General features: G+C 64.2%; 12 protein-coding genes. 5 read left to right on the top strand and 7 right to left on the bottom strand.

Translation table 11 applies throughout. The features are described 5' to 3' along the window. The coding region (locus ABNW52_RS14830; protein WP_349589374.1) for a hypothetical protein at positions 1 to 249 on the top strand (249 nt) is incomplete at its 5' end. Here the strand turns inward: ABNW52_RS14830 and ABNW52_RS14825 are convergent. From ABNW52_RS14825 to ABNW52_RS14815, 3 genes are read right to left on the bottom strand one after another with little or no spacing between them, the layout of a single operon-like run. After that, positions 246 to 710 carry a SixA phosphatase family protein gene (locus tag ABNW52_RS14825; protein WP_349589372.1) on the bottom strand — a complete coding sequence of 155 codons (465 nt, stop codon included), beginning with the start codon at positions 708 to 710 and terminating at the stop codon, positions 246 to 248. The two genes, ABNW52_RS14830 and ABNW52_RS14825, sit on opposite strands and share 4 nt — an antisense overlap. A gap of 49 nt (positions 711 to 759) precedes the next feature. Further along, positions 760 to 1,473 (bottom strand): LrgB family protein, encoded by a 714-nt coding sequence (locus tag ABNW52_RS14820; protein ID WP_349589369.1) that lies wholly within the window; start codon positions 1,471 to 1,473, stop codon positions 760 to 762. Beyond that, entirely contained in the window at positions 1,470 to 1,820 is a 351-nt protein-coding gene (locus tag ABNW52_RS14815; RefSeq protein ID WP_349589367.1) for a CidA/LrgA family protein, read from the bottom strand. The genes ABNW52_RS14820 and ABNW52_RS14815 overlap by 4 nt, the downstream gene beginning before the upstream one ends. Positions 1,821 to 1,904: 84 nt before the next feature. Between ABNW52_RS14815 and ABNW52_RS14810 the strand changes: the two genes are divergently transcribed. The 3 genes from ABNW52_RS14810 to ABNW52_RS14800 all read left to right on the top strand — a co-directional run bounded on the left by ABNW52_RS14810 (position 1,905) and on the right by ABNW52_RS14800 (position 3,800). Continuing rightward, entirely contained in the window at positions 1,905 to 2,435 is a 531-nt protein-coding gene (locus ABNW52_RS14810; protein ID WP_349589365.1) for a chorismate--pyruvate lyase family protein, read from the top strand. Next, on the top strand, positions 2,432 to 3,304 hold the full coding sequence (gene ubiA, locus ABNW52_RS14805; RefSeq protein ID WP_349589363.1) for a 4-hydroxybenzoate octaprenyltransferase: 873 nt from the start codon (positions 2,432 to 2,434) through the stop codon (positions 3,302 to 3,304). Before ABNW52_RS14810 ends, ubiA begins: the two co-directional genes overlap by 4 nt. A gap of 157 nt (positions 3,305 to 3,461) precedes the next feature. After that, positions 3,462 to 3,800, top strand: a complete 339-nt coding sequence (locus ABNW52_RS14800; RefSeq protein WP_349589360.1) for a GrlR family regulatory protein — start codon at positions 3,462 to 3,464, stop codon at positions 3,798 to 3,800. 60 nt (positions 3,801 to 3,860) lie between these two features. Here the strand turns inward: ABNW52_RS14800 and ABNW52_RS14795 are convergent, their stop codons facing one another. The 3 genes from ABNW52_RS14795 to ABNW52_RS14785 are packed head-to-tail and all read right to left on the bottom strand — an operon-like array spanning position 3,861 to position 6,788. Further along, positions 3,861 to 4,538 (bottom strand): ABC transporter ATP-binding protein, encoded by a 678-nt coding sequence (locus tag ABNW52_RS14795; protein ID WP_349589357.1) that lies wholly within the window; start codon positions 4,536 to 4,538, stop codon positions 3,861 to 3,863. Beyond that, the gene (locus tag ABNW52_RS14790; protein ID WP_349589354.1) at positions 4,531 to 5,748 is read right to left on the bottom strand and encodes an ABC transporter permease; all 1,218 of its coding nucleotides are present in this window, start codon (positions 5,746 to 5,748) and stop codon (positions 4,531 to 4,533) included. The genes ABNW52_RS14795 and ABNW52_RS14790 overlap by 8 nt, the downstream gene beginning before the upstream one ends. Further along, a complete protein-coding gene (locus ABNW52_RS14785; protein WP_349589351.1) occupies positions 5,745 to 6,788 on the bottom strand; it encodes an efflux RND transporter periplasmic adaptor subunit in 1,044 nt (347 codons plus the stop codon). Before ABNW52_RS14785 ends, ABNW52_RS14790 begins: the two co-directional genes overlap by 4 nt. A 114-nt stretch (positions 6,789 to 6,902) precedes the next feature. Between ABNW52_RS14785 and ABNW52_RS14780 the strand changes: the two genes are divergently transcribed. Further along, positions 6,903 to 7,220: a DUF2322 family protein gene (locus ABNW52_RS14780; protein WP_349589348.1), complete on the top strand. Its 318-nt coding sequence runs from the start codon at positions 6,903 to 6,905 to the stop codon at positions 7,218 to 7,220. Positions 7,221 to 7,308: 88 nt separating this feature from the next. Here ABNW52_RS14780 and ABNW52_RS14775 read toward each other — a convergent pair whose 3' ends face one another. Next, the gene (locus ABNW52_RS14775) at positions 7,309 to 8,553 is read right to left on the bottom strand and encodes a uracil-xanthine permease family protein (protein WP_349589345.1); all 1,245 of its coding nucleotides are present in this window, start codon (positions 8,551 to 8,553) and stop codon (positions 7,309 to 7,311) included. Between the last annotated feature and the right edge of the window lie 20 nt (positions 8,554 to 8,573).

Genomic DNA, 8,573 nt, shown 5'->3' with positions numbered 1-8,573 from the left:
TCTTGCAGTGCAAGTGTCTGGCTCGCCAGGCACTTACACCTATCGGTTATTCGTTTTGTTAAAGAGCGGGCTGACTTCGTTTCGTTGCGTCGTCAGCAGAGGAGGCGAACTATACCCAGCCAACCCAACCCCGTCAACACCCGCCAGCGCAGAAAACCCGACAAAATCGACAAGTCGTTGATCTTAAAGGATCACAAAATGCAAAAAAGGTTGGCCGCGGCCAACCTTTTTGCTGTGCACGCTGTTTAGCGCATGGATTCCAGCAATGCCGGTGTCAGCATGGCTTTTAACCGCACCTGTTCAATACCGTGCTTTTCGCGATGACTCAGCCACCAGATGGCGCCTTTCTTCACGCTCCACAGCAACGGCTGCTCCGACATGACGCTGGCGGCCAGTCTGCCGATATAGGGTTGATGCCCCACCAACACGATGGTTTGCCCCACGGCCGGCCAATTGATGGCTTGCAGCACCTGCTCCACGCCGGCATCCGGGTTCAGTGCCGGCAGGACTTCATAGCTCTTGGCCAGCAATGCCGCAGTCTGCTGCGAGCGGCGCGCTTCGGACGCCAGCAGGCGGTAGCCGTCCGGCAGTTGTGTACGCAACCAGTGCGCCATATTGCTGGCTTGCTGACGACCGCGGTGCGTCAAGGCGCGCGCCAGATCATCGCTGCCTTCTTCTGCCTCGGCGTGACGCCACAGGATCAGATCCATAACTCATTCCTCGTTATTGTTATCTGCTTGGCAGTATGCCAGCACTGCATTACGGCAATAGGTAATGCACCAGCAGCGGAGCCAACAAGGCGGTGAACAAACCGGTCATGCCCATTGCCAGACCGGCAAACGCGCCGGCAGTTTCCGATAGCTGGAATACCCGAGCGGTGCCGATGCCGTGTGCCGCGACACCTGTCGCCACCCCCAGCACCACGTCGTCCTTGACCCCGCACAACCTGGCCAAAGGCCGGGCAAAGATGGCACCGATGATACCGGTGACAATCACGAAGGTAGCAGCCAGCGCCGGAATGCCCCCCAGCACCTCGGCCACCCCCATGGCGATGGGCGTCGTTACCGAGCGCGGCGCCAGCGATAGCAGCACCTGCTGCGGCAGGCCAAACAGTTGGCCGCACAGCACCGCCGTCACCACGCCCGCCACACTGCCCAGCAGGATGCAGAACAGAATGGTGGCCGCATTACGGCGCAAGCGCCCCAGATTGTTATATAGCGGAATGGCCAGCGCCACCGTGACCGGCCCCAGCAAAAACTGGATGAAACCGGCGCCAAGGAAGTACTGCTGGAAATTCATCCCCAGCGCCAACAGCGACAAGACCACGATGGCAGCCCCCAGCAAGACGGTATTGGCCAGCGGATGGCCGTGGTAGCGGCGGCTGAATATCAACGCGATGCGGTAGGCCAGCAGGGTAAGCAACACACCGGTAAGCGGAGAATGGCGCATCCAGTCCAGCACACTGCCATTCATGATTTCGGCTCCTGCGGGCGGCTGAGCCAATGCATGGCCAGCAAGGTAATCAGGAACGTCGACAAGGTTGCCAGCAGCAGCACTACCGTCATCGCCAGCGGGTGCGCGGACAGCAATGGCCAGAATGCCAGAATGCCGACCCCGGCCGGGATGAACAGCAAGGACATATGTGTCATCAGCGTGGGCACATTCTGCCGCAACGCCGCAGGCACCCCCTGGCGCAACACCAGCGTGATGAACAGCAGCAGCATGCCAATGACGGCACCGGGCACCGGCAGCCCCAGGCTGCGCGCCAGCACTTCGCCGGTAAACTGGAAGCCCAGCAGCCAGATAAAGGTTTCGATCATGATGTGGTCGGATTGCAAGCTAGTGCGGCAACTTGGCCGCAATGACGGGGACAGCAGCGAGCGCGTTTTGGCATAATGCGCGCCATGACTACCCTACCCCTCTGGACCGACACACTGCCCCTGCCGCAAGGCGCGCTGGCAGCTTGTATCGGCACACAAGGCTCACTCACCGAATACCTGATGGCAAGCGGCCAACCTTTTGCCGTACAAGTACTGGCGCAGGGCGAAGACAGTGCATTGCCCGACGAGCAGGCGCTACTGCAGGTTAATGCACAGGCAACAGTGTATGCCAGACAGGTCTGCCTGACACTAGCGGGCGAACCCGTGGTGGTCGCCCGCAGCGTTACCCGCCTGGATTGCCAGGTGTGGCGCCCGATACTGGAGCGCGGCGCGCGTTCGCTGGGCCTGACCCTGTTTGGCGGCCTGCCGGCGCTGCAGCGCGACGCGCTGCAATTTGCCGCGGTGCAACCGCCCCACGGCCTGCACCGACTGGCCACCGCACATACCGGTCCGGCCGATAGCCTGCTGGCGCGTCGCTGCCGGTTTCAACTGCAGGATTCGCCACTACTGGTGTGCGAAGTATTCTTGCCTGCCCTGGAGAAATACCTGACATGACTCACGCCACAATGCACGACCGCCTGCAGGTTTATGGCCAGCTGATGCGGGTGGACAAACCCATCGGCACCCTGCTGCTGCTGTGGCCCACCTTGTGGGGGTTGTGGCTGGCATCCAGCGGCCGCCCCAGCCCGTTGATACTGGTGGTGTTCGTGGTGGGCACCTTCCTGATGCGCTCCGCCGGCTGCGTAATCAACGACTACGCCGATCGCCATATCGATCTGCACGTGGCGCGCACCAGCCAGCGCCCGTTCGCCCGTGGCGCAGTCAGCGAAAAAGAAGCGCTGCTACTGGCCACGGCACTGGCGCTACTGAGCCTGCTGCTGATCCTGCCGCTCAATGGCCTGACGCTGCTAATGAGCATCCCGGCGGTGCTGCTGGCGGCGACCTACCCGTTTACCAAGCGCTTTTTCCCGATTCCGCAGGCCTACCTCGGCATCGCCTTCTCGTTTGGCATTCCCATGGTGTATGCGGCACAGACCGGCCAGGTGCCGGCCACTGCCTGGTGGCTGCTGGCGGCCAACCTGTTGTGGACGGTGGCCTACGACACCGCCTACGCCATGGCCGACAAGCCGGATGATCTGAAAATCGGCATCCGTACCTCGGCCATCACCTTTGGCGACTACGACGTGGCCGCCATCATGCTGTGCCACGGCGTGTTCATCGCGATGATGGTGTTGCTGGGGCTGGACCAAGGGCTGGGCTGGACATACTACCTGTCGCTGCTGGCGTCCTGCCTGCTGATTGCCAAGCAATATACCGAGATCCGCACCCGCGATCGCAAGCTGTGCTTCAAGGCGTTTCTGGACAACAACCGCGTAGGCGCGGTGATTTTTGCCGGCATCGCCGTGGATTTCCTGCTGCGCTAAGCAACGCTTACCAGCAAAAAACAGGGCAGCCTCTGGCGGCCCTGTTTTTTTGCACGTCCCAGAGCAGTCTTATTGATACCGTTGCCTGTCGCCGTGGTCTAAGTTGAAACAGATAGCAGCCTGATGGCTGCATCCAGTACACAACAAGGAGACAGCTATGCTCAGCGGCATTTATCAAGTCCGTCTGGCCACCAGTGACGGGCAATTCAGCGAAGGGCAATGGGTGGTAGAGGAGCAGCACCTTAACGGTAATGACCACAATGCCCGCTATCAGGGCCGGCTGCTACTGTCTGGCGAACACGTCGCGGTGCGGCTGGACGTACAGCGCAATCCGGAAGCGCCGCACACCTTATTTGGCCCCGCCAGCCATTACCTGCTGGCACTAAGCGGCCACTTGATGCGCGACAGCAATAACTTCACCCTGTCCGGCCCGATCGAACAAGTGCCGGGCATGTTTGCCACCCTGAGCGGGCAATGGGTTGGCGCACTGGAGTGATCCGCGTGACGCATGCGGCCAACCTGCTACCGGCGCCAGCTCAGCGAGGCGCCGCCGGATTTACAGCAAACGGCCATCCAGCAGCTTGAACTGCTGCTGGCAGGTATCGGCCAACCGCGGATCATGCGTCACGATCAGAAACGTGGTGCCTTCTTCGCGGTTCAGTTCGTGCAGCAGGCCGAACACCTCGGCGGCGGTCTGGGTATCCAGATTGCCGGTCGGCTCATCTGCCAGCACCAGCCGCGGCCGGTTCATCAGCGCCCGCACGATGGCCACCCGCTGCTGCTGGCCGCCGGACAGCTGCACCGGCCGCTTGTGCGCATGTTCCGCCAGCCCCACCCGCTGCAGCAGCATGCTGGCGCGTGCGCGGTCGTCGCGGTTGATGCGGCCAACCCCGGCCAGCATCGGCATCAACACGTTTTCCTCGGCACTGAACGCCGGCAGCAGGTGGTGAAACTGGAAGATAAACCCCAGATAGCGATTACGCAGCGTGGTACGCGCGGCGTCATCCAGTCCGCTGCTCAGGGTACCGGCCATGCGCAACTCGCCCTCGGTGGGCGGCTCCAGCAGGCCGATGATGTTCAGCAGCGTGGACTTGCCGGAGCCGGACGGCCCGGTCAGCGCGGCAAAGCTGCCTTCTTCCAGCGCCATGTCGATACCGTGCAGCACCTCCACCCGCGGCGAGGCACCACCACCGTAGGATTTGCGCACCCCTTGCAGCAGCAATACATCAGCCACGAATCGCCTCCACCGGGTCCAGCCGCGCCGCGCGCAAGGCCGGCATCAATGCCGCCAGCACCCCCACGGCAAAGGCAATCAGCGCGGTACTGATAAACAGCTCGCTATCCAGCACCACCGGAAACAAGGGGCTACCATCTTCCGTCTTGGCAATATGGGTAAACCCCACCGCCAGGCCGCCGCCCAGCAGCGAGCCGAACACCGACCCCACCAGGCCAACGATGCCGCCCTGCAGCAGGAATACCCCCAGGATGCGCGTGGCCGGCGTGCCCATCGCCCGCAGAATGCCGATCTCGCGCTGGCGCTGCACCACCGACACCACCAGCACACTGGCAATACTCAACGCCACGGCAAAGGTCACAAACACGCGGATCATCAGGCTGGAGGCCCGCTGACTCTTCAGCGCCGTCACCAGCTGGCCGTTGCTGGACTGCCAGCTGTCGGCGGTCAGCCCGGTGGCGGCCGACAGGTTGGCCGCCAGCGTTTCCGCCTCATGCAACTCGCTGGTCCTGACATAGATTTCGGTGATATCCAGCCGGTAGCCAAGCAGGTTCTGCGCGCTGCGCAGCGGCAGCAGCACCCAGCGGCGATTGAGATCCTTGATACCAAAATCCAGCACCGCACTGACCTGCACCGAATCCTGCGTGCCGCTGGCCGACTGCAGGCGCAGGCGGCTACCCGGCGTCAGCCCCAGATCGGCGGCCAGCTCCTTGCCAACCAGCACCTGGCCGCTGCCCAACAGCAGCTGGCCGCTGACCAGTTTGTTGTCCAGCCGCACCACCTGCTGGTAATCCGCCAGACTCACCCCCATCAGCGTCACCGATTTGCGCACCCCGCCCTGCTGTGCCACGCCGGGGCCGGCCGCCATTGCCGCCGCCGCGGTCACCGTCGGCGTCGCCTTCACCACGTTTAACAACCGGCTCCAGTTGGCAATAGTGTTTTCGCGCTGGGTGCGCTTACGGATATCGGCCAGCGCGACAGTCCCCGCCGGCACCCGCAGCACCGGCTGGTTGTTGCGATCCGCCGGCCGCAACACCACGTGTGCCTGGCTGGACAGCGTGCGCTCGACGATAGTGGCCTGCAGGCCGTTGACAATAGCGGTGATGTACACCACCACCGCCACACCGATGCACACCCCGCCCAGAATCAGCGCGGTCTGGAAGCGCCCCTCGCGCAACAGGCGCCATGCCACGGTCCAGACGAAGCTCATGGTTGCACCCGCACACTCTGGCCGTCATCCAGCAGCGGCGCCGGCACCACCACCAGCTCGCCTGGCTGCAGGCCGGACTCCACCGGCAGCTGCCCGGCCACGGCGGGGGCGGTACGCACCGGCCGCCACCGCACACGCCCCTGCTGCACTACCGCCACGCGGCCATCGCGCACGGCGGTGGCCGGCAGCAACAAGGCCTGCTGCGCCAGGCCGGTGCGGATCTCCGCCGACACCGTCATGCCGCTTTTCAGGAACGGCGCCGCCTGCAGCAGCTGCAGCTCCACCTCCAGCGTGCCACTGTTCTGATCCACCTGCGCCGCCACACGGCTGACTCGTGCGGCCAACGGTTGCCGCGCAAACGCATCGGCCAGCACCGCAGCCTGCTGCCCCACCGCCAGCCGGCCGACATCGCGTTCATCCAGATCCAGCAACACCCGTTGCCGACCGGCAGAAGCAAACAGCAACGCGGCCTTGCCGGCGGTCAGCACATCGCCGGCCTCCACCTCGCGGCGCAACAGTACGCCATCAGCTGGCGCGCGCAGCTCGCTCTGCCCCAGCCGCGCCTGGTATTGCCGCTGCAGCGCCTGCAGTTGCGCCACGCTCTGGCTGGCGGCATCGCGGCTCAGACGCACGCTGTCCAGCGCCGCCTGGCTGACAAAACCCTGGGCAAACAGCTGCTGCTGGCGCTGCCACTGCCGCTGCGCATCCTGCAGATTGGCGCGCGCCGCGGCCAACTGTGCCGCCGCCTGCGTCTGCAACGCCTGCAATTCTTCCGGCTCCAGCCGCAGCAGCACCTGTCCGGCGCGCACGCTGGCGCCCTCCTCTACTGGGGTGGCAATCACCCGGCCAGTCACCGTGCTGGACAGCGTGCTTTCCTGCTGCGCCGCCACCCGGCCGGTACTCACCACGCTGTACTGCACCGTGCTGGCGTGCAGCCGCAGCACACTCACCACCGGCGGTCGCGTCCACCACCAGACTGCGGCCAACAGCAGCCCTGCCAGCAATGCCCACAGCAGCCACTTTCCGCGCCATCGTCCCATGCTTGTCCCTTTGGCTTCTTGCCATCCTGTTTGCATTGTAAGCGCCAGCCCGTCGCCACTGCTGGCGACATATGAAACAATTGGCGGCTGATTCCTCCCCCACGGACCTGACACATGACTTTTGCCGACAACCTCGCCACCCTGCCCGCCATTGACGGCATTGCCGCCGTAGAACTGCTGGATGCCGCCGGCCACAGCGTGGCACGACTGGAAAACCGTCCCGGCACCGCCGGCTCGGTACGCCTGTATCACGCGCTGGGCCAGCGCTTTGGCCAGATCGACCAGGCCGCCGCCAGCGAAGGCCTGGCGCTGTACGCCGAGCACACCGCCGATGCGCGCGCCTTTCCCGGCAAGCACCCCAATATCGACCGCCTGCTGGCGATTGCCGAGCAAGGCGCCCCGGCGTTGAGCCTGCGTGTAATCGCCGCCTGATCCGCGCCCGGCACAAACAAAAAACCCGCCACTACTGGCGGGTTTTTTGTTGCTGCGCACGGCTTGCGGCCAACGTTGGCCGCAAGCGTCACACGTCCTGGCCTTCCACGATACCGTCGTGGCTGGCGGATTGACGCGGCAGGATCAGGTTCAGCACGATGGCCAGCAGCGAGCACAGGCCGACGCCGGCCAGACCGAAGCTGCCGAATTTCAGCTCCAGGCCGCCGATGCCGGCGGTGAGCACCACCGAGATGATCACCAGATTGCGCGGCTCCATCAGGTCCACCTTGGCTTCGATCAGCGTCTTCAGGCCGATGGAGGCGATGGTGCCGAACAGCAGCACCATGATGCCGCCCATCACCGGCATCGGGATCGACTGCAGCAGCGCGTTGAACTTGCCGAAGAACGCCATGGCGATGGCGAACAGCGCCGCCCAGGTCATTACTACCGGGTTGAAGTTGCGGGTGATCATCACCGCGCCGGTTACCTCGGCGTAGGTGGTCACCGGCGGGCCGCCGATCAGGCCGGCCAGGCACACGCCCAGACCGTCGCCGGCCAGGGTGCGGTGCAGGCCCGGGCTCTTGGTGTAGTCATTGCCGGTCACGCCGCCAATCGCCATCACGCCGCCGATGTGCTCGATGGCCGGGGCAATCGCCACCGGCAGCATGAACAGCGCCGCCGCCCAGTTCACTTCCGGACTGTGGAAAACCGGCGCCGCAAACCACGGCGCGTTGGCCACCTTGGCAAAATCCACCACCCCCATGAAGGCGGCCACGATGTAGCCGACGGTAACACCGGCCAGAATCGGCACCAGCTTGAACATGCCACGCGCGTAGATGGATACCGCGATGGTGGTGGCCAGCGAGATACCGGCCAGCAGCAGCGAGGTTTCGTACGGCATCACCTGGTTGCCGCCGGCGCGGCCCATGGCCATGCCGGAGGCGGCACCGGCCACGCTAAGACCGATGATCATGATCACCGGGCCGATCACCACCGGCGGCAGCAGGCGGTTGACCAGCGCCATGCCGCGCCAGCGCACGATGGCCGCGAACACGAAGTACATGAAGCCGGCGCAGAACAGGCCGAACATGGTGGCGCCCATGCCCCACATCTGCATCGAGTAGATGATGGGGCCGATGAAAGCGAACGAGGAGCCGAGGAAGATCGGTACCTGACGACCGGTGCACAGCTGGAACAGCAGCGTGCCGACGCCGGCGCCAAGCAGCGCCATCGCCGGGTTAAGCCCGGTCAAGAGCGGCACCAGCACCAGGGCGCCGAAGGCGACGAACAGGATCTGGGCGCCAGATACCGCTGTCTTGAGTTGCTGGAACATGAAGAATCCTTGTTGTTATC

Origin of the sequence: Vogesella oryzagri (assembly GCF_040148885.1) — a bacterium.
In the GTDB taxonomy this organism is placed as follows: domain Bacteria; phylum Pseudomonadota; class Gammaproteobacteria; order Burkholderiales; family Chromobacteriaceae; genus Vogesella; species Vogesella oryzagri.
This window is presented reverse-complemented; position numbering and strand designations above follow the sequence as displayed.

Excerpts from the sequence above, each read along its gene's own strand:
- ABNW52_RS14825 (WP_349589372.1), bottom strand. The coding sequence starts at position 710 with ATGGATCTGATCCTGTGGCGTCACGCCGAGGCAGAAGAAGGCAGCGAT.
- ABNW52_RS14820 (WP_349589369.1), bottom strand. The coding sequence starts at position 1,473 with ATGAATGGCAGTGTGCTGGACTGGATGCGCCATTCTCCGCTTACCGGT.
- ABNW52_RS14815 (WP_349589367.1), bottom strand. The coding sequence starts at position 1,820 with ATGATCGAAACCTTTATCTGGCTGCTGGGCTTCCAGTTTACCGGCGAA.
- ABNW52_RS14810 (WP_349589365.1), top strand. The coding sequence starts at position 1,905 with ATGACTACCCTACCCCTCTGGACCGACACACTGCCCCTGCCGCAAGGC.
- ubiA (WP_349589363.1), top strand. The coding sequence starts at position 2,432 with ATGACTCACGCCACAATGCACGACCGCCTGCAGGTTTATGGCCAGCTG.
- ABNW52_RS14800 (WP_349589360.1), top strand. The coding sequence starts at position 3,462 with ATGCTCAGCGGCATTTATCAAGTCCGTCTGGCCACCAGTGACGGGCAA.
- ABNW52_RS14790 (WP_349589354.1), bottom strand. The coding sequence starts at position 5,748 with ATGAGCTTCGTCTGGACCGTGGCATGGCGCCTGTTGCGCGAGGGGCGC.
- ABNW52_RS14785 (WP_349589351.1), bottom strand. The coding sequence starts at position 6,788 with ATGGGACGATGGCGCGGAAAGTGGCTGCTGTGGGCATTGCTGGCAGGG.
- ABNW52_RS14780 (WP_349589348.1), top strand. The coding sequence starts at position 6,903 with ATGACTTTTGCCGACAACCTCGCCACCCTGCCCGCCATTGACGGCATT.
- ABNW52_RS14775 (WP_349589345.1), bottom strand. The coding sequence starts at position 8,553 with ATGTTCCAGCAACTCAAGACAGCGGTATCTGGCGCCCAGATCCTGTTC.